Origin of the sequence: Pseudomonas sp. PDM03 (genome assembly GCF_014852385.1) — a bacterium.
Taxonomy (GTDB): domain Bacteria; phylum Pseudomonadota; class Gammaproteobacteria; order Pseudomonadales; family Pseudomonadaceae; genus Aquipseudomonas; species Aquipseudomonas migulae.
Window position 1 is genome coordinate 22,932 of record NZ_JACVBM010000013.1, and the last position, 19,347, is coordinate 42,278.

Sequence of the window (19,347 nt, forward strand, 5' to 3'; positions counted from 1 at the left end):
ACGCTGTGTTCAACCCGTGGCCCCATGCCCTTTCCGCCGCTGTCGCCCTGGCAACCCTGGCGAGCCCTGCCCTGTCGCAGGCGCAAGACCTGATGTTCAACCTGCCGGCCGGCCCACTCGCCAGCACGCTGAATGCCATCGCCAGCCAGAGTGGCCATATCGTTTCATTGGAGCCTTCGCTAGTGCAGGGCAAACAAGCCCCGGCAGTGGTCGGCCAGATGCCTGCGGAACAGGCGATGCAAAAGGCGCTGGCGGGCAGCGGCCTGCAATTGCGAGTGACCGGGCAAGGTAACTTCAGCGTCGAGCCAGCCCCGGACAACAGCGCAGCGTTGCAGTTGGGCGTGACCAACATCGTCGAACGCAGCACCGACGCCACCACCGAAGGCTCAGGCTCCTACGCTGCGCGGGCGGTGACCATCGGCAAGGGCACCCACACCCTCAAGGAAATCCCGCAATCGGTCACGGTGATGACCCGCAAGCAAATGGACGATCAGGATATCGTCGATCTCAAGGACGCGGCCAACAAGACCACCGGCCTGGTCGGTGCTCAAGGCGTCGGCAGAGGCCTGATCCTGAGCTCGCGCGGTTTCCAGATCGATGACTGGCAGTACGACGGCGTGCCGATTCCGCGCAACTATTACTCGCTGGGTAACTGGGCCACGCAGGACCTGATTTTCTTCGATCGCATGGAAGTGCTACGTGGCGCGTCCGGCCTGCTGCAAGGCACCGGCAGCCCTGGCGGCGCGGTCAACCTGGTGCGCAAACGCGGCCAGGCCGCACCGACAGTGACCCTCACTGGCAAGGCCGGCTCATGGGACCACTACGGTCTGCAACTGGACGCCGGCGGGCCGCTGAACCAGGCCGGCACCGTGCGCGGGCGCTTCATTGCCGACCAGGACGACAGCCACTCGTTCGTCGATTCCGAATGGTACAAGACCACCTCGCTGTACGGCGCGCTGGACTTCGACCTGCGTGAAGACACCACCCTGGGCCTGGCAGTCAGCCAGTCCGACGGCGAATCGCGCTCGAATGTCCGCGGCTTCCCCCGCTACGCCGGCGGTAAGTCCATCGACCTGCCGCGCAGCACGTACACCGGGGCCAAGTGGAACCATTCGGACATCGATGTCACCACGCTCTACACCGACCTGGAACACCGTTTCAACGACGATTGGGCCTTCAAGGTCGGCGCTGTGCGCATGACTGAAACCAATAAAGCGAAAAACCAACGGGTGCAATCCAGTGGCGACGGCATCAATGCCGATGGCAGCGGCGTGCAGTACGCTGACTTCGTGACGGACATGGACTCCACCAAAGTCGCTCTGGACATGAACCTCAACGGTAAATTCGAAGCCTTGTCCATGCAGCAGGAAATCATGGTGGGTGGCAACTACTCCAAGTACACCTCGGATGACAAGTTCGCCCGAACCTTCAATAACAGTGCCGACACCATCTTCGACATTGATCACAACCGTCCCGAAATCAGCTACGAGGGTTTGCTCAATAGCCCCGGTGGCCGTGGGACACCAAGCAAATATGACATCCGCCAAAAAGGCCTCTACGGCAGCTGGCGGGTCAAGCCTATTGATCCGCTGACCCTGGTGCTCGGCTCACGGGTCAGTTGGTACGACTACAGCTATAAATCGTGGCGCCAGGACGCGACCAGCATTACCGCCGATCCTGAAAGCACCAGCAACGAAAACGGTGAAGTCACCCCCTTCGCCGGTATCGTCTATGACTTGAGCCGCGAATGGGCGGTCTATGCCAGCTACACCGACGTGTTCACACCGCAAACCGAACGCAGTACAAGCGGCTCGGTAATCAAACCGATCATCGGTACGAACTACGAATTGGGTCTCAAGGGCGAGTTGATGGAGGGTCGGGTCAATACGTCCCTGGCGTTGTTCCGTTACGACCAGGAAAACCGCGCCACGCTCGATATGGACGGTGGGCAAAACTGCGACGGTTGGTACTGCTCGAAGGCATCCGGCAAAGTACGCAGCCAGGGTCTCGACGCCGAAATCAGCGGCGAAGTGCTGGACGGTCTGCAACTGTTTGCCGGTTATACCTACAACACCACCAAGTACCTCAAGGACCCGGACAACGAAGGCAAAGTCTTCAGCTGGTGGACGCCGAAACACATGCTGCGCGTCTGGGGCAACTACCAGTTGGGTGGCGACTGGAGCCGTGTGAGTACCGGCCTGGGCTTCACGACCCAAAGCCATACTCTGGGTTACGACCACGTCGTCAACATACCGGGTTACACCGTTTGGAATGCCCGTGTCGGCTACCAGCTCTCCTCGGAGATCGAGCTGGCGATGAACGCCAACAACCTGTTCGACAAGACTTACTACACGGCGGCCTACAACCAGATCAATGGCAACAACAACTACGGTGAACCACGCAACGTGATGTTCAGCGTGAAATACACGCCGGAGTTCTAACACCGCAAGTCGTTTCATCAACGCCCTCCCCGGTCGCGAACGCAGGGAGGGCGGTTTCAGCATCCCTACGCTTGACTCCTCCCGACTTTGAAAGCCTCACGCCGGGCTTGCCGCTCTGCGGCGTAGGTTTCGCTCTGCTCACTGATCAACTCTTCGCGGCGCAACAGCTCACCGCAATGGGCGCACAGCGGTCCTAACCCGGCGGGCTCGCCACAGGTTTTGTGGGTGTACACCACCGCCAACCCTTCTTCCGGCGACTTGCACCAGGTTTCCCCCCAGGCACGCAACGCCAACACCACCGAGTAGAAGGCCTGCCCTTTCGCGGTGAGGTGGTACTCGTAGCGCGGTGGCCGTTCGTTGTAGAGACGGCGTTCTACCAGGCCGTCGGCTTCCAGGTTTTTCAGGCGTGCAGCGACCATTTGCGGGGTGCCGCCGGTCTGCGCCTGGATCTCGTCATATCGATGACTTCCCATGAACAACTCACGCAGGACCAGCACGGTCCAGCGGTCGCCCACGACTGTTTCGGCCCGCGCAATCGGGCATAGAGTGTCGGGAGCAGCAATGTTGGTCGACATACGGGCTTGCCTCTTTCGCTGTAACTATGATTATCATATCAACAAGATGCCCAGGCAAGTCCCCGGCACCGGTCACTCAACTTTTGTGGAGAACATCGTCATGTCGAACGCCCTTTATCCGCTCAACAGGACCGCCTATCTGCTGGTCGATCCGTACAACGACTTCCTCTCGGAAGGCGGCAAGGTTTTTCCCCTGATCAAGCCGATCGCCGAGCAAGTCGGCCTGCTCGACAACCTGCGCACGCTCGACCGCACGGTTCGCGCCCTCGACATTCCGGTCGTCATCGTACCGCACCATCGCTGGGAACACGGTGACTACGAAGGCTGGGACCATCCAACGCCGACCCAGTGCAAGATCATGCACATGCACCACTTTGCTCGCGGGGAATGGGGCGGCGAATGGCATCCGGATTTTGCGCCGAAGGACGGTGACATCGTCGTGCAGGAGCATTGGGGTTCGAGCGGTTTCGCCAACACCGACCTGGATTTTCGCCTCAAGCAAAAAGGCGTCACCCACGTGATCATCGTCGGTCTGCTGGCCAACACCTGCATCGAAGCGACCGCCCGTTATGCATCGGAAATGGGTTACCACGTCACCCTGGTGCGCGATGCGACCGCCGCCTTCCGCCCGGAAATGATGCACGCCGCCCACGAGTTGAACGGCCCCACGTTTGCCCATTCGATTGTGACCACGGACGAACTCGTCGCCGCCCTCGCAGGGCAGGAGTGACCGATGATGAAACTGACAGGAAACCTGATCATCGGGACCCACGATGTCGCGGCCACCGAAGGAACGATGAAAGCGCTCAACCCCGCGACCAACACGTTGATCGAACCGGATTTTGCCCTCGGCGGCGTCGCGCAAGTCCACCAGGCAGCAACGCTCGCCGACGAAGCGTTCGACAGTTACAGCCATACGTCGCTCGCTCGGCGCGCAGCGTTTCTCGAGAGCATTGCCGACAATCTCGAGGGCGTGCGCAAGGAGCTGGCAGCACGGGCCGCGCTCGAAACGGGTCTGCCAGAAGCTCAGCTTGAGGGCGAAGCGAGCAGAGCCGCCGTCCAGTTCCGTCAGTTCGCGGAGGTCGTGCGCAAAGGCCGCTTCCTTCAACTGGCCATCGATCCGGCACAACCTGATCGTCAGCCTCGCCCGCGCATGGACCATCGCCTGCAGAAAATGGCCATCGGCCCGGTGGCCATTTTCGGCGCGAGCAACTTTCCGATTGCCTATTCCGTGGCCGGTGGCGACACCGCTTCGGCATTGGCCGCCGGCGCGACCGTCATCCTCAAAGCGCACAACGCCCATCCGGGTGCTTCGGAAATCCAGGCACGGGCCATCCAAAAGGCCGTGCAGGAGCACGGGTTGCACGAGGGGGTTTTCTCGATGGTACGCGGCAGCGGTAACACCATCGGCGAAGCGCTGGTCGATCATCCTTTGATTAAAGCCGTGACGTTTACCGGTTCGGAACAGGGCGGCATGGCGCTATATCGGCGTGCGCAACTGCGGCCCGATCCGATCCCGGTATTTACCGAAATGACCAGCATCAACCCCACATTCATCCTGCCCGCAGCCCTGGCCGAGCGCGGCGCGAAGATCGGCGATGGTTTTATCGAGCGCATGCTGGTCAATGTCGGGCAAGCCTGCCTCAGGCCCGCGCTGCTGATCGCGATCAAAGGCGCCGGCCTCGAAGCGCTACGCGCCGCCATGGTGCAGCGCGTCAGCGAGGCCGCAGCCCGCACGATGCTGACGCCGGGGATCCATGCGTCTTACCTGAACGGTCTCACCGCGATGGAAAACGCCGGTGCGCAGCGCATCGCCGAAGGCACGGCCGCCAGCGCCGACGTTGACGGCCAATCGGCGTTGCTGGAGGTCACCGGCCAACGTTTCCTCGAGGAAGCCGCCCTAGCGCAGGAAGTCTTCGGACCATCGGCGCTGCTAGTGACCGTCGAGGACGAGGCTGAACTGCTCGCCATTGCCCGCTCGCTCAAAGGCCAACTCAGCGCGGCCCTGCACCTCGAAACAACTGACTTGCCATTGGCCCGGCGCCTGTTGCCGGTGCTGGAGCGCAGAACCGGGCGCATCGTCGTCAACGCCTTCGCCCATCCGCAAGAGGTGACGCACGCCACTGTTCACGGCGGACCGTTTCCGGCGACCTCGGACAGTCGCTTCACCTCGGTGGGCATGACGTCGATCGAACGCTTCTTGCGGCCGGTGGCTTATCAGGGGTTTCCGGACGCGCTGTTGCCTGAGGCACTGCGTGATTTCAACCCGTTGGGGCTGCCTCGCCTCGTGGACGGGCAATAGTTGTCAACCCGACCGGAGATCAAGGATCAACCTGAGCCATGAGTTCAGGGATGGTTTCCTTGCGATTGGCATAGCGCTGCGCCAACACGGCGCAGACCATCAGTTGAATCTGGTGGAACAGCATCAACGGCAGGATCAACACACCCATGGTGCTGCCGGCGAACAGAACCTGGGCCATCGGCACGCCGGTGGCCAGGCTCTTCTTCGAACCACAGAACAGGATGGTGATGCGGTCTTCCTGATTGAAACCGAACGCCTTGCCCAGCACGGTGGACGCCAGCAAGACCAACGCCAGCAAAATGCAGCAAGCGACCACCAGTCCGGCCAGTTCCCAGAGCGGTATCTGATGCCAGATCCCTTCGATCACCGCCTCGCTGAACGCGCCGTAAACCACCAACAGGATCGAGCCCTGATCGACGAATTTCAGCCAGCTCTTGTTGCGCGCAACCCAGGCGCCGATCCAGCGTCGAGCGATCTGCCCGGCAATGAACGGCAGCAGCAGTTGCACGCTGATTTTCACAATCGCATCGAACGTCGAGCCGCCTTCGCCGTGCACATTCAGCAGTAATGTCACCAGCAACGGCGTGAGGAAAATCCCGAACAGGCTGGAGGCCGCCGCACTGCAAATTGCCGCCGGAATATTTCCACGCGCCAGGGACGTGAACGCAATCGCCGACTGCACCGTAGCGGGCAGCGCGCAGAGGTAGAGCATGCCCATGTACAGGTCGGCGCCGATCATCGGCGACAGCAAGGGTTTGAGCGCCAGCCCGAGCAAGGGGAACAGGACAAACGTCAGGCTGAACACCAGCAAATGCAGGCGCCAGTGGCCCGCCCCGGCGATGATCGATTCACGCGACAGTTTGGCGCCGTGCAGGAAAAACAGCAGGGCAATGGCGATGTTGGTCAGCCAGCCAAAACCGACCGCGACCTGACCGCTGGCGGGCAGCAGACTGGCGAGAATCACCACGCCGATCAGGGTCAGGGTGAAGTTGTCGGGTAAAAAACGGGGGCGGGTCATCGGTGTCATCCGGCGTGGGCGAGGAATGTTGCGTCGACTCTAACGCGCTTGCCGATTACCGACTAACGCTAACAAGCCAGTAGATATCGCCTAACGGACATAACGTTGATGCGAATGTATTCATCAACAAAAACAACGGGGGGTCGGCAACTTCATGCGGACGCGGTACTCAGCCATTACACAAATCAACTGTAGGAGCCGGCTTGCTGGCGATAGCGATCGAAAGGGCTATGCAAAGCTCAAGGCCCAATCGCCAGCAAGCCGGCTCCTACAGGGGAACGAGTACATCCACAGAATCAGATCGGCTGTCAGGCCAGCACAGGCTCAATCATCCTCATGCAACTTGATGCCCCTGGCATGCAGCAGATGCGGCACCACCAGCACCAGCAACGTCAACGCCAGGAACGCGGCGGAGATCGGTTGTGTCAGAAACACCGTCCAGTCGCCCTCGCTGATCGACAACGCGTTACGCAGTTGTTTCTCCGCCATCGGTCCCAGCAGCATGCCCACGATCACCGGCGCGACGGGGAAGTCGAACCGCCGCATCAACACCCCGCCCCACCCGATCGCCAGCATCAGCAACAAGTCGAAAGATGAGTGACGCATGCCATACACGCCGATGGTGGCGAACACCAGGATCCCGGCATTCAGATAAGGCCGGGGGATTTGCAGCAGTTTGACCCAGAGGCCCACCAACGGCAGGTTCAGCACCAGCAGGATGACGTTGCCGATGTACAGCGAGGCCACCAGGGTCCAGACCAGTGCACCCGAGGTTTCAAACAGCAGCGGACCCGGTTGCAGGTTGTAGTTCTGGAACGCCGCCAACAGGATGGCTGCCGTGGCGGAAGTCGGGATACCAAGCGTCAGCAACGGCACCAACGAACCGGTGGCGCTTGCGTTGTTCGCCGCTTCAGGGCCGGCGACGCCCTCGATGGCGCCCTCGCCTTTGTTGGCGGCAAATTCTTTCGGATACTTGCTGAGTTTGCGTTCGGTCGAATAGGACAGGAACGTCGGGATCTCCGCACCACCGGCCGGAATCGAACCGAAGGGAAAACCGATCAGCGTCCCTCGCAGCCAGGCCGGAACCGAGCGCTTCCAGTCGGCGCGCGTCATCCACAATGAGGACATGCGGTGTCGACCGGAGGCCTCTTCTTTCTGATACAGCAGGCTGTACAACGCCTCGCCCACCGCAAACAACCCGACAGCCACCAGCACGACTTCGATGCCATCGACCAGCTCCGGGACGCCCAAGGTGTAACGAGCGATACCCGAAGTCGAGTCCAGCCCGATCAAACCGATGGTCAAGCCAATCCCCAGGGATGCGAAGCCGCGCAACATCGACGCCCCGAGCACCGCAGACACCGTCGTGAACGACAGCACCAGAATCGCGAAATACTCCGCAGGCCCGAACTTCAGTGCCAGTTTCGCCACAATGGGCGCAAACAAGGTCAGCAGAACCGTGGCGACAGTGCCTGCCACAAAGGACCCGATGGCCGCCGTGGCCAAGGCCGGTCCCGCCCGGCCATTGCGGGCCATGAGGTTGCCTTCCAGGGCCGTAACCATGGAAGACGATTCCCCTGGGGTATTGAGCAAAATGGAGGTCGTGGAACCGCCGAACTGCGCGCCGTAGTAGATGCCGGCGAACATGATCAGCGCGCCGGTGGGATCGACCTTCGCGGTAATGGGCAGCAACAGCGCCACGGTCAGCGCCGGCCCGATGCCCGGCAAGACGCCGATGGCGGTGCCGAGCAGGCAACCAATGAACCCCCACATCAGATTGATCGGCGTCAGGGCCGAGGAAAACCCCATTGCCAGGCTTGCGAGAATATCCACCCTGTTGATCTCCTGCGGCCTGAATCAGATCCAGGCGTTGACAAGCGGCGGAAGGGAAACCCCCAGCCCTGCATTGAACAGCCAGTAAATCGGGAGCGTCAGGGCAATGCCGATGGCGAGATCGCGCAGCGGATGACGACTGCCGAAACCCCGCGCCGAACAGGCGAACAACAGCGCGGCCGACAGGACAAAGCCAATGAGATTGATAAGCACGGCAACGCCTAGCAGCCCCCCCGTCACCCAGGCCACCCCCGCTTTGCCGCCAGGCACCACTTTGGCGGATTCGTCATCGTGATCGGCCAGTTCGCGAAAACCGCCGGTGACGGCTTGAAAGCACAGAACCACCCCCACGCCCGCGAGGAATACCGCCACGGCGTAGGGATAGACGTACGCCCCCAGGATGACGAACCCCATCTCCTCGGGAAACAGAAAGGCGCCGTAGCCCAGCATGGCGCTGATGGCGAGCACACCGACGCCAATCGCCAGTTGCACCGGCACGATTGCACGCGATTGACTCATGGCTTGACCAGCCCCACTTCCACCAGCATCGCCCGCAGCCGCACGTGCTCCGCGTCGACGAATTTGCCGAACTCGTCACCGGTGAGGATGTTGGGCGACCATTTGTTGGTTTCGATGTTGTCTTTCCAGACTTTGCTGTTGGCGGCCGCCACCACGGCGTCGGTGACTTCCTTGCGTTGCTCGGGCGTGAGGCCCGCGGCACCGTAAACACCACGCCAGTTGCCGATGATCACGTCATACCCGCTTTCTTTGAGCGTCGGGGCATCGATGCCTGCAACGCGCTCCGGTGCGCCGATGGCGAGTACACGGAACTGATCGCTCCTGATGTATTGGCCAAGTTCGGCATAACCGCCGGTGATGACTTTGATCTGCCCGCCCAACGCCTGGGCAACCACTTCACCTCCGCCGGCGAAGGCGACGTAATTGACCTTGTTGACCGGGACGCCCATTTTCGCGGCCAGTTCAGCAATGCCGATGTGATCGATCGAGCCCTTGGAGCCCCCGCCCCAGGCAATGCTGGTCGGTTTTTCCTTGAAGGCTTTCAACAAGTCGTCCAGCGTTTTGAATTCGGATTCCTTGCGCACCGCAATCACGTTGTATTCGGTAAACAGCCGGGCAATCGGCGTCACATCCTTCAAGGTGATCTGCGGGTTGTTCTGCTCAATGCCAGCGACCATGATCGCGCCCATCACAAGCAGCGCATCCGGATCGCCCTTGGTGCTGTTGGCAAACTGCGCCAGCCCCAGCGTGCCCCCCGCGCCGCCCTTGTTTTCAAAGGTGACGGATTTGGCCGCGTTGGCTTCAATCAAGGCTTTGCCCAGCACGCGTGCGGTCTGGTCATAACCGCCCCCCACCGAACCTGGGGCCATGAACTTGACGGTTTCCAGCGCAAAGGCAGGCGTTGTGAGCACAGCGGCAGTGACGGCAACCGCGAGGCAAAGGGTGGATCGACGTAACGAAGCGAACATGCGTTTTCTCCCGGGACTTTTGTTTTTATGGGGCGCCGGCTGAACGTCGGTCCGGGCATAAATCCGGATCGTTGAACAGCCATCTCGGGATAAGCGTAGGCCATGGTTGGAATGGCGGCATACAACAGTGAATCAGTTCATTTCAGGAAGACGCCTGCATGGACGCGCGGCGCGTTGCACGGACTCAAAGTGGTGGCCGTCGCGGTGGGAGCAGTTGCAGGGTTACGGGATGGCTTTTGAGCGTCGTTGACCGGGATTGACCCGCTGACACTGCCCCTTCCCTGACTCGCACAGTCAAGGAAAGGGCAATCACCCTCAGGTATTGGTTTTCAACTTGGTCCACAGACGCGTGCTCAACCGCGCAATCGCCGCCGGCAGTTCCTCGACGGTAAACAGCTTGTCCAGCACGCTCTTCGGCGGGTAGATCGCCAGATCCTGCTTCACGGCCGGGGTCACATATTGATCCGCAGTGAGGTTGGGGTTGGCGTAGTGGATGCTGTTGCTGATGTTGGCAATGACTTGCGGCGTCAGCAGGTAGTTCATGTAGGCGTAGCCGTTTTTCTCGTGAGGCGCGCTTTTGGGCATGACCACCATGTCGAACCACAGGGTCGAGCCTTCATCAGGAATCGAGTAAGCGATGTCGATGCCGTTGTTCGCTTCCTTGGCGCTGGCGGCAGCTTGAACGATGTCGCCGTTGAAGCCGATCACCGCGCAGATATTGCCGTTCGCCAGGTCACTGATGTACTTGGACGCGTGGAAGTACTGCACGTACGGCCTGATTTTCAGCAGCGCCTGCTCGGCTTTCTTGTAGTCCGCCGGTTCGTGGCTATGGGGCGGCAGGCCCAGGTAATTCAGGGTAATTGGCAGGATCTGCGTCGGGTTATCGATGATCGCCACGCCGCACTGGCTGAGTTTCTTGATGTTTTCTTCTTCAAAAAACAGCTTCCAGGAATGGGTGACATCGGTGTTGCCGAAGATCGCCTTGATCTTCTCCACGTTGTAACCGATCCCCGCCGTGCCCCACATGTACGGATAGCCGTACTGGTTGCCCGGATCATTGACCTCGAGTTTTTTCATCAGCGCCGGGTCCAGGTTTTTCCAGTTCGGCAGTTGGCTCCGGTCGAGTTTCTGAATGGCCCCGGCCTTGATCAGGCGCGACAGGAAATGGTTCGAAGGGCTGACCACGTCGTAACCGGTGTTGCCGGTCATCAGCTTGGATTCCAGCACTTCGTTGCTGTCGTGGATGTCGTAAGTCGCCTTGATCCCGGTTGCCTGGGTGAAGCTGGTCAGGGTGTCGTCGGCGATGTAGCCGTTCCAGTTGGAAATATTGACGACTTCGTCGGCGTACGTGGCGGCCGAAAACGTGGTCAGTACAACCATCAGGGGAAGTGTGTTCACGCGCATGTTCAATCACCTTGTTGATGAGCTTTTGTTGTTTTTTGATCGCCGGGGTTTCTAGATTTCTGTTCTGGCCCTGACCGCCTCCACGCGCATGCGAAGCATGGCACCGATATCGAGCAAGGGCTTTGGCGGCAGCCAGCCCGGTTGCGCCCTGCGCATGACCGATTCGAGGATCGGCGAGCAGGTGCCCGAGGCCATTTCAGCGAGCAATCGCCCCCACAGCGTGCCGCGCGCGACACCCGAACCATTGCAGCCGGCCACCGCAAACACGCCCTCTTCGACCTTGCAGAAATAGGGTTGCCCGGTGCGCGAGGCGCTCAAATGTCCGGTCCAGGTGTACTGGATGTCCCGCTCGCCCAAAAACGGAAAGCGCCGTTGCAAGCCGAGCACATGGTGTTTGCGTCGATGCAGCAGTTCACTGTCGGTCAGGTCACGGGAGCGGTACTCCGCAGTGTTGCGGATCATCACGCGACGGTCCGGGGTCAGGCGCACCGTGGCGCCGAGCGGCCGGGTGGAGAGCACGCCCCACGGCTCGACGGCGCCGATGGACTGGAACTCTTCATCGCTGAGCGGCCGGGTAAGGCTGGCACTGAGTTCCATCGGGAAGGTTCCGCTGTCCTCGATGCCCGACCGGGGAATGAACGCGTTCAGGCACACCATGACTTGCGTTGCCTCGATGTTGCCGGCAGTGCCATGGGCGCGAATTCGTCCTTTACCCAGACGCTCCAGGCCGGTGATGTCGGTGTTCTCGAACACGGTCACGTTGTCCGGCAGTGCATCCAGCAAGCCCTTCACGTATTTCGCCGGTTGCAGCAGCGCGTTGCCCTGACCGCACCGGATCGCGGCCTGGTAGTGCCGGGTACCGAGTTTTTCGCTCAGTTGCTCACCTTGCAGAAATTCAGCAGAGGCGCCGACCGCGCGTAGCGTAGCCAGTTTGCCCTCGACATCGGTCAACTTGCCTGGGTCGCTGACCGCGAAGAAGTAACCGCAATCCCTGAAGTCGCATTCGATACCGTGACGGGCGATGCGTTGGCGCACTTCGTCGCTGGCAGCCCGTGAAATCGCGGTGTCCACTTCATAACCGGCGAACCCGTGGTTGCCGATCAACTCGTCTCTGGTCGGGTGTTCGTGGCCTACGACGAAGCCTGAGTTGCGCGCCGAAGCACCCTGCGCCGCGCGCTGCCGGTCGACGATCACGATCCGCGCCTGAGGGTGCAATTGCGCGAGCGAGTGCGCGGCACTCAGCCCGGTGATACCGGCACCGATAATCAGCCAGTCGGCTTTTACCGTGCCTTTGAGAGGACCGCGAGCGGCAGAACTTCCCGCCTGCGCAATCCAGCCACATTCATTGGTCATGCCTCACCTCATTGACTGTCATTCTGCGAGCGCATGCTGTAATCGCATGGACGTTTCCGGAAAACGCTCGCCAGAGCTAGAATCTATAAGGCCTGTAGTGATACAACCAACGTTATAAAATCATCGAGCCATTCATAAAACGCATGGATAAAATTCGCCACGTTCCTTCGCTCCAGGCCTTGCAGGCACTGGTGGAAGTCTCCGACTCGGGCAGCTTCACCCAAGCGGCCACCAGGCTGTGCCTGACCCAAAGTGCGGTGAGTCGAAAGATTCAGCTGTTGGAAAGCCACTTCGGCGTGCCGATGTTTGCGAGGAACAGCCGCCATGTGCGACTGACGCCGGAAGGCGAACAGGTGTTGGGCACCGCACGAAATATCCTGGCGCAACTGAAAACCCTGGAGGACCGCCTTTCGCCACAGGAACGCCCCTTCCGCATCCGCATGCATGTGTCGCTGGCGGTTCGCTGGCTGCTGCCGAAGTTGAGCGAGTTTTATCGAAGTCATCCGCAGGTTTCGCTGTCGATCGAGACCGTGGCGACAGAAGTGGTAGAGCCGGCCATCGACAGTGATGCGTACATTCTCTATCTACCCGAGCCGTCTGATGATCCGGATAGCCTGACCTTGTTCAAGGAAGCGTTGGTGCCGGTGTGCGCGCCCGGGTTGGGCACCTCGACGCGGCCATTGGCAGCGGTGGAAGACCTGATGAGTTTCCCGCTGTTGCATCGCTCGGCGGACCGCAATGATTGGGCTCAGTGGTTGTCGGCCAATGGCGGTAAATCGCTGGATGATTACCGGCACATTCCCTTCAACCTCGATGAACTGGCGCTGGACGCGGCGGCGAGAGGATTGGGTGTGGCGATGACGGATATGACGCTGGCAGGAGAGTCAATCGAACGGGGGGTGCTGGTTATCCCGTTTGGCCGGCCGTTGGCAACACGCGGTATTTACGCGTTGAATCTGCAACCTTCAGCCGTTGCTCATCCGGCTTGCGCGATGGTTCTGCAATGGTTTGCGCAGCAGGCGGAAAGGCAAGACCTTCAGCGTTAGGTGCTCCCACCGGCCCCATCGCCAGCAAGCCGGCTCCTACAGGTTTGCGGCGTTTGTACCGAATCCTTGCCGGCGATGGCGGCCGCAAGATCACCGCAAAACCCAATGGCTGTGCATTACAAACTTGTCATCGAGTTGTCAGCGTAGCCAGCACCCTCGCTTCCTAAAGTGGCGTCGTCAGTCACCCACACCGGGTGACGCCTCCCACTGATGATGACAAGGGTCGATACCATGAAACCATTGAACAAACTCTGCCTGATCGCCGCCAGCCTGTTGATGCTCGGCACCGGCTCCGCCATGGCCGGCGACATCGCGCCGGTGAAGGCCGACAACGTCGTGCTGGTACACGGCTCCTGGGCCGATGGCTCGAGCTGGGCGGACGTGATTTCGCGGTTGCAGGCCGCCGGATTGCACGTCACCGCCGTTCAAAACCCGTTGACCTCGGTCGCCGATGACGTCGCCGCCACCCAACGTGTACTCAACCAACAGGACGGCCCGACGGTGTTGGTCGGCCACTCCTACGCCGGCACCGTGGTCAGTGAAGCCGGGGTCAATCCAAAGGTCAGCTCGCTGGTATACGTCGCGGCCCGCGCCCCGGACGCCGGGGAAGATTTCGTCGCCCTGTCAGCCAAATACCCGACCATGCCCGTGCGAGCCGGCACCGAAGAACACGACGGTTTCGTCAGCCTGAAACAGGATGCCTTCCTCAAATATTTCGCCAGCGACGTGCCCCACGACAAGGCGATGCAACTGTTCGCCGTGCAGCAACCGATTGCCAAAACCCTGTTCACTGATCGCACCACCGCAGCCGCCTGGCACAGCAAACCTTCGTGGTACGCGGTCTCCAGCCTCGACCAGACCATCAACCCGGACCTCGAACGCTTCCTCGCCAAACGCATGGGCGCGACCACCATCGAGCTGCCGTCGAGCCATTTGTCGCTCGTTTCCCACTCCAAAGAAATCGCCGACCTGATCCTCGAAGCCTCCGGCCGCCAGCCATAACGCCAGGCCCGGTTTCATTACAACTTTGTCATTGAACTGTTGGTCGGCTGTCCGGATCGCCTGGTTAACCTGAGCTCACTGTCAGGCCATTCCCGGCAGCCAACCTGAAGAGAGAGACACCTCATGAAAATGTTAATCCTCGGTTTCGCCGCCCTCCTCGCCACCGGCTCGGCGTTTGCCGATACGCAGACCACTGCGCCGGTGATCCACGACAAGACCGGTTTCTTCGTGCACATGGACGTCGCCAAAGTCCTCGCCAGTACCGACATTTCGCAACAATGCGGCTTGATCCCGGCGCGACTCGACTACCTCGACCACCAGGGTCGCGAGCACGTCCTCGATTACCAGGTCAACGGCACGGGCTGCACCAACGATCATTGATCCGGCTACACTGGCGCCAATTGGCTGAGGCACAAACCCCATGAATATCCTGGTAGTCGAAGACGAACCCAAGGCAGGCAATTACCTGCTCAACGGCCTGCAGGAACTCGGTTACTCCGTCAGCCTGGCGCGGGACGGCATCGATGGCCTTCACCTGGCTCTGGAGCACGATTTCGATGTCATCGTTCTGGACGTGATGATGCCGAAAATGGATGGCTGGGAGGTTCTGCGCCGCTTGCGCAAGGAAGCCGACACACCGGTGTTGTTTCTCACCGCGCGGGATGACATTGCCGACCGCATCAAGGGCCTGGAACTGGGCGCCGACGATTACCTGATCAAGCCTTTTTCCTTCGCAGAACTGGTGGCGCGCCTGCGCACCCTGACCCGCCGCGGCCCCACCCGCGAAGAAGAACAACTGCAGGTGGACGACCTGCAGATCGACGTGCTCAAGCGCCGCATCACCCGCGCAGGCGTGAAGATCACCCTGACCAACAAGGAATTCGCCCTGCTGCATTTGTTTGCCACGCATCAAGGCCAGGTCTTGTCGCGCTCGATGATCGCGTCACGGGTCTGGGACATGAATTTCGACAGTGACACTAACGTCGTCGACGTCGCCGTGCGTCGCTTGCGCCTGAAAATCGATGACCCGTTCCAGCTCAAGCTGATCCACAGCGTGCGCGGTATCGGCTACCGCTTCGACACCCAGGCATGAGTCGCCTTCGCCATTCCCTGACACTGCGCCTGGCACTGGTGTTTGCCCTGCTCGCGTTTGTCTCGCTGACCCTGTTGGGCGTGGCGCTGTACCGCGACCTGGAGCGCGAGCTGATCCGCCGCGACGACGCGGCCCTGGTGAACCGCATCGATCAACTGCGCACCTTCCTCAACGACAGCAATACGCTGGAGCTGATCAGGACCAAACCGGCGCTGTTCCAGAACATGCTGGGCAATCGCGAAGCCCTGCTGACCATTGGCGCCGCCGGACAAAAACCGCTGCTGGTGGTCAATCCCGGCAACCTCGCCTTGCCATCGCTGGCACCGGTGTCGATGGACCATCCGTTGAGCCTGGCCGATGTGCAGCACTATCCCGGCGTGGACGGCGTCCCTTTCGCGGCCGTCGCGGCGACCATCGAATCCGACGACATGGGCAGCTTGCAGGTGGTCACCGGACGCCTGATGACCGAGCGCACCGCCGTGCTCGCCCGCTACCGCCTCAACGTGTACCTGTTCGCCAGCGTGGCGGCGGTTCTGCTGGCGCTGTCCGGCTATCTGCTGGTGCATCGCGGCCTGCTGCCCGTACGACGCCTGGCCCGGTATGCCCACGGCATCGGCGTCGGCAACCTCACCGAGCGCCTCGATGGCCAGGGCGCACCACGGGAGCTGCTGCCGATGATCGACGCGCTCAATGCAATGCTCGACCGTTTGGGCAAGGGTTTCGTGCAGCTGGGTCAGGTCTCGACCGACATGGCCCATGAATTGCGCACGCCGATCAACAACCTGCTCGGCGAAACCCAGGTTGCGTTGCAGCAGAACCGCAGCGTCGAGGCCTATCAGCAACTGCTCGCCTCCAACGTCGAAGAGCTTGAGCGTCTGGCGCGGATGCTCGACAACATGCTGTTTCTGGCGCGTACCGACCCGGCCAGTGCCCTGAGCCAACGCCAGGAACTGGATGCCGCTGACGAAATGGAACGTATGGCCGACTATTTTGAAGGGCTGGCGGCGGATGTCGGGATCAGCATCGATGCCCAGGGCAGCGGCGTGATCTGGGCTGAGCCGATGCTGCTGCGCCGTGCGTTGGCCAACCTGTGCGCCAATGCCATCAAATATGGCGCGGCGCATTCTGAGCTGGTCATTCGCGCCATACCTTCGGCTGAGGGTATCCGGGTGGTCGTGCGTAACGTTGGCCAGACCATCCCTGCCGAGCACCTGCCCCGGCTGTTCGAGCGCTTTTACCGGGTTGACGAATCCCGCGAGCGTTCGGCTCATTCCAATGGCTTGGGGCTGTCGATCGTGGCGACGATCATGCAGTTGCATAACGGGGCTTACAGTGTCAGCAGCAGTGAGGGGGTGACGTGTTTTGAGTTGTTTTTTCCGGGGCGGCGGGTGGGTGAGTGAGGCTGGTTTGGTGTTTTCGCGGTTGGTGTGAATATTCGTTTTTTTGGTGATGGCGACTGGCGGTTTCGCCCTTACGGCGAGTCACTTGGAAAAGCCCCAAGTAACCAAGGGCTCTTGCCCCTTTCGTTCGGTGCCTCGCTGTGGCTCGGCATGCCCTCGCTCCGGTCCTGCTCCGTGGGCCCGCCGCCATCGGCCATCCATGGCCGGGGGCGGCTAACCCGGCATCCATGCCGGGTTGCCCACTGCGCAGAACCTGCGCTCGGCCTCTCGAGGGGGCGTGTACCTCAAGATCAAAAGCGAAAGGCGAGCTAACGCTCGGCCTGATGAGTGGTGAGAAGCGAAAGCAAACGCGATTCCCTGTAGGAGCCGGCTTGCCGGCGAAAAACGCCCGGACACCGCGTTCATTCAGACAGTACGCATTATCGTTGACGTCCATCGCCAGCAAGCTGGCTCCTACAAGGGAAATGCAGATGCGTTTGGATAAATACGATCCCCTGTAGGAGCCGGCTTGCTGGCGATAGCGGTGGGTCAGCGACACATGTATCGCCTGAAAGGATGCCATCGCCAGCAAGCCGGCTCCTACAGGGGAGCGGTGTACATGTCGGGAATGAGTGAACGCAGCAGAGAAGGACAACGCGAACCCCGAAAGAGCCAGGTCGGCTTTCAGGCCGCCTCGGCGGCTGTGGCGGTAGTCGCCCCCTCGAGAGGCCGAGCGCAGGTTCTGCGCAGTGGGCAACCCGGCATGGATGCCGGGTTAGCCGCGCACGGCCAGGGATGGCCGATCGCGGCGGGCCCACGGAGCAGGACCGGAGCGAGGGCATGCCGAGCCTAGGCGAGGCACCGAACGAAAGGGGCAAAAGCGCTTTGGTTACTTTCGCGCTTTTCGAAAGTGACTCGCTGTAAAAGCGAAACCAATAGCCGCCGTTACCGAAGAAACGGATATGCCCCCCCAACCACTCAGACCGATCTAACCCCCCACCAGAACTGGCAAAAAACACCACCCCCCTTGAGCACTTTCGACCTATCCCAACCAAACCACCGCCCCTAGACTCTTGCCCCCAATAACAGCGCCAAACGCGCACAAGACCGAACCAGGGAAACCCACATGAACCCATCCGACATTTTCGTTATCAGCGCCGTCCGTTCCGCCATCGGCAGCTTCGGCGGCTCGCTCAAGGACGTGCCACCGATTCAACTGGCCACCGACGTCTGCCGCGCCGCCATCGAACGCTCGGGGCTGGCGCCTGAGCACATCGGCCATGCGGTGATGGGCCATGTGATCCCGACCGAAGCCCGCGACGCCTACATCTCCCGGGCAGTGGCGATGAATGCCGGCCTGCCGAAAGAGACACCCGCCTTCAACGTCAACCGCCTCTGCGGTTCCGGTTTGCAGGCAATCGTCAGTGCCGCGCAAAGCCTGATGCTCGGTGATGCGGGCGCAGCGCTGGCCGGTGGCGTCGAATCCATGAGCCGTGGCGCGTATCTGTTGCCGCAAGCGCGTTGGGGCGCACGCATGGGCGACATGCAGGCCATCGACTACATGCTCGGCGTGCTGCAAGACCCGTTTGCCGGTTTCCACATGGGCATCACCGCGGAAAACATCGCCGAACGCTACGGCATCACGCGTCAGGCCCAGGATGAACTGGCCATGCTCAGCCAGCAGCGCGCCGCGCGGGCAATCGCCGAAGGCCGCTTCAACAGTCAGATCGTGCCAATCGAAGTGGCGTCGCGCAAAGGCACCGTGACCTTTGCGACCGACGAACACGTGCGTGCCGAGGTCAATGCCGAGCAACTGGCCAAGATGAAACCGGCCTTCAAAAAGGACGGCAGCGTCACCGCCGGCAACGCCTCGGGCCTGAATGACGGCGCCGGTGCGTTGATCATGGCAACCGGTGAAATGGTGCGCGCCCAAGGCCTCAAACCAATGGCCCGGCTGGTCGGCTATGCCCACGCCGGTGTCGAGCCGGAACTGATGGGGCTCGGCCCGATTCCCGCCACTCGTCTGGTGCTCAAGCGTGCCGGCCTGACCGTCGCCGACCTGGATGTCATCGAGTCGAACGAGGCCTTTGCCGCGCAAGCCTGTGCCGTGGCGCAGGAACTGGGCTTCGACCCGGAGAAGGTCAACCCTAACGGTTCGGGCATCTCGCTGGGCCATCCGGTGGGCGCCACCGGCGCGATCATCGCGACCAAGGCCATTCACGAACTGCACCGCGTCCAGGGCCGATATGCACTGGCGACCATGTGCATCGGCGGCGGCCAGGGCATCGCCGTGCTGTTCGAACGCGTCTGATACGTCCACCCTGCCCCCGTTCAACGGGGGCAGCCGAACAAACTATTGCTCGAAGGTTTGACTGATGACCTAACCTCATAGGCTGAATGACTAACAACAGAGT

16 protein-coding genes are annotated in these 19,347 nt (G+C 61.1%); 9 read left to right on the top strand and 7 right to left on the bottom strand.

Features of this window, described 5'->3' with window-relative positions; all coding sequences use genetic code 11:
• Positions 1-5: 5 nt before the first annotated feature.
• A complete protein-coding gene (locus tag IB254_RS18070) occupies positions 6-2,441 on the top strand; it encodes a TonB-dependent siderophore receptor (protein ID WP_192418503.1) in 2,436 nt (811 codons plus the stop codon).
• A 65-nt stretch (positions 2,442-2,506) separates the two neighbouring features.
• Here IB254_RS18070 and IB254_RS18075 read toward each other — a convergent pair whose 3' ends face one another.
• Positions 2,507-3,016 carry a winged helix-turn-helix transcriptional regulator gene (locus tag IB254_RS18075; RefSeq protein ID WP_192418505.1) on the bottom strand — a complete coding sequence of 170 codons (510 nt, stop codon included), beginning with the start codon at positions 3,014-3,016 and terminating at the stop codon, positions 2,507-2,509.
• A gap of 100 nt (positions 3,017-3,116) precedes the next feature.
• Here IB254_RS18075 and IB254_RS18080 point away from each other — a divergent pair, with 100 nt between their 5' ends.
• Both IB254_RS18080 and IB254_RS18085 read left to right on the top strand, forming a co-directional pair.
• The gene (locus IB254_RS18080; RefSeq protein ID WP_192229074.1) at positions 3,117-3,746 is read left to right on the top strand and encodes an isochorismatase family cysteine hydrolase; all 630 of its coding nucleotides are present in this window, start codon (positions 3,117-3,119) and stop codon (positions 3,744-3,746) included.
• 6 nt (positions 3,747-3,752) lie between these two features.
• Positions 3,753-5,318, top strand: a complete 1,566-nt coding sequence (locus IB254_RS18085; RefSeq protein ID WP_192418507.1) for an aldehyde dehydrogenase (NADP(+)) — start codon at positions 3,753-3,755, stop codon at positions 5,316-5,318.
• 19 nt (positions 5,319-5,337) lie between these two features.
• Here the strand turns inward: IB254_RS18085 and IB254_RS18090 are convergent, their stop codons facing one another.
• From IB254_RS18090 to IB254_RS18115, 6 genes are all read right to left on the bottom strand, one after another.
• On the bottom strand, positions 5,338-6,336 hold the full coding sequence (locus IB254_RS18090; protein ID WP_192418510.1) for a bile acid:sodium symporter family protein: 999 nt from the start codon (positions 6,334-6,336) through the stop codon (positions 5,338-5,340).
• A gap of 324 nt (positions 6,337-6,660) precedes the next feature.
• Complete coding sequence (locus tag IB254_RS18095) at positions 6,661-8,169, bottom strand: tripartite tricarboxylate transporter permease (RefSeq protein ID WP_008032438.1); 1,509 nt, start codon at positions 8,167-8,169, stop codon at positions 6,661-6,663.
• Between the two features lie 24 nt (positions 8,170-8,193).
• Positions 8,194-8,688, bottom strand: a complete 495-nt coding sequence (locus IB254_RS18100) for a tripartite tricarboxylate transporter TctB family protein (protein ID WP_008032439.1) — start codon at positions 8,686-8,688, stop codon at positions 8,194-8,196.
• Positions 8,685-9,656 (bottom strand): Bug family tripartite tricarboxylate transporter substrate binding protein, encoded by a 972-nt coding sequence (locus IB254_RS18105; protein WP_192418512.1) that lies wholly within the window; start codon positions 9,654-9,656, stop codon positions 8,685-8,687. The genes IB254_RS18100 and IB254_RS18105 overlap by 4 nt, the downstream gene beginning before the upstream one ends.
• A gap of 315 nt (positions 9,657-9,971) precedes the next feature.
• On the bottom strand, positions 9,972-11,060 hold the full coding sequence (locus tag IB254_RS18110; RefSeq protein WP_192418514.1) for a polyamine ABC transporter substrate-binding protein: 1,089 nt from the start codon (positions 11,058-11,060) through the stop codon (positions 9,972-9,974).
• Positions 11,061-11,111: 51 nt separating this feature from the next.
• Positions 11,112-12,413: an NAD(P)/FAD-dependent oxidoreductase gene (locus IB254_RS18115; protein WP_192418516.1), complete on the bottom strand. Its 1,302-nt coding sequence runs from the start codon at positions 12,411-12,413 to the stop codon at positions 11,112-11,114.
• Positions 12,414-12,556: 143 nt separating this feature from the next.
• Between IB254_RS18115 and IB254_RS18120 the strand changes: the two genes are divergently transcribed.
• From IB254_RS18120 to IB254_RS18145, 6 genes are all read left to right on the top strand, one after another.
• Positions 12,557-13,459: a LysR substrate-binding domain-containing protein gene (locus IB254_RS18120; RefSeq protein ID WP_192418518.1), complete on the top strand. Its 903-nt coding sequence runs from the start codon at positions 12,557-12,559 to the stop codon at positions 13,457-13,459.
• 231 nt (positions 13,460-13,690) lie between these two features.
• Positions 13,691-14,461, top strand: coding sequence for an alpha/beta hydrolase (locus IB254_RS18125; RefSeq protein WP_008043703.1), 771 nt, complete (start codon positions 13,691-13,693; stop codon positions 14,459-14,461).
• A 123-nt stretch (positions 14,462-14,584) separates the two neighbouring features.
• Positions 14,585-14,842, top strand: coding sequence for a DUF2790 domain-containing protein (locus IB254_RS18130; protein ID WP_192418520.1), 258 nt, complete (start codon positions 14,585-14,587; stop codon positions 14,840-14,842).
• A gap of 40 nt (positions 14,843-14,882) precedes the next feature.
• Positions 14,883-15,554: a heavy metal response regulator transcription factor gene (locus IB254_RS18135; RefSeq protein WP_008043704.1), complete on the top strand. Its 672-nt coding sequence runs from the start codon at positions 14,883-14,885 to the stop codon at positions 15,552-15,554.
• On the top strand, positions 15,551-16,954 hold the full coding sequence (locus IB254_RS18140) for a heavy metal sensor histidine kinase (protein WP_192418522.1): 1,404 nt from the start codon (positions 15,551-15,553) through the stop codon (positions 16,952-16,954). The genes IB254_RS18135 and IB254_RS18140 overlap by 4 nt, the downstream gene beginning before the upstream one ends.
• Before the next feature lie 1,105 nt (positions 16,955-18,059).
• A complete protein-coding gene (locus IB254_RS18145) occupies positions 18,060-19,244 on the top strand; it encodes an acetyl-CoA C-acyltransferase family protein (RefSeq protein WP_008033866.1) in 1,185 nt (394 codons plus the stop codon).
• Positions 19,245-19,347: the final 103 nt, after the last annotated feature.

Excerpts from the sequence above, each read along its gene's own strand:
- IB254_RS18130 (WP_192418520.1), top strand. The coding sequence starts at position 14,585 with ATGAAAATGTTAATCCTCGGTTTCGCCGCCCTCCTCGCCACCGGCTCG.
- IB254_RS18085 (WP_192418507.1), top strand. The coding sequence starts at position 3,753 with ATGAAACTGACAGGAAACCTGATCATCGGGACCCACGATGTCGCGGCC.
- IB254_RS18145 (WP_008033866.1), top strand. The coding sequence starts at position 18,060 with ATGAACCCATCCGACATTTTCGTTATCAGCGCCGTCCGTTCCGCCATC.
- IB254_RS18090 (WP_192418510.1), bottom strand. The coding sequence starts at position 6,336 with ATGACCCGCCCCCGTTTTTTACCCGACAACTTCACCCTGACCCTGATC.
- IB254_RS18105 (WP_192418512.1), bottom strand. The coding sequence starts at position 9,656 with ATGTTCGCTTCGTTACGTCGATCCACCCTTTGCCTCGCGGTTGCCGTC.
- IB254_RS18075 (WP_192418505.1), bottom strand. The coding sequence starts at position 3,016 with ATGTCGACCAACATTGCTGCTCCCGACACTCTATGCCCGATTGCGCGG.
- IB254_RS18120 (WP_192418518.1), top strand. The coding sequence starts at position 12,557 with ATGGATAAAATTCGCCACGTTCCTTCGCTCCAGGCCTTGCAGGCACTG.
- IB254_RS18110 (WP_192418514.1), bottom strand. The coding sequence starts at position 11,060 with ATGCGCGTGAACACACTTCCCCTGATGGTTGTACTGACCACGTTTTCG.
- IB254_RS18135 (WP_008043704.1), top strand. The coding sequence starts at position 14,883 with ATGAATATCCTGGTAGTCGAAGACGAACCCAAGGCAGGCAATTACCTG.
- IB254_RS18080 (WP_192229074.1), top strand. The coding sequence starts at position 3,117 with ATGTCGAACGCCCTTTATCCGCTCAACAGGACCGCCTATCTGCTGGTC.
- IB254_RS18125 (WP_008043703.1), top strand. The coding sequence starts at position 13,691 with ATGAAACCATTGAACAAACTCTGCCTGATCGCCGCCAGCCTGTTGATG.
- IB254_RS18115 (WP_192418516.1), bottom strand. The coding sequence starts at position 12,413 with ATGACCAATGAATGTGGCTGGATTGCGCAGGCGGGAAGTTCTGCCGCT.
- IB254_RS18140 (WP_192418522.1), top strand. The coding sequence starts at position 15,551 with ATGAGTCGCCTTCGCCATTCCCTGACACTGCGCCTGGCACTGGTGTTT.
- IB254_RS18100 (WP_008032439.1), bottom strand. The coding sequence starts at position 8,688 with ATGAGTCAATCGCGTGCAATCGTGCCGGTGCAACTGGCGATTGGCGTC.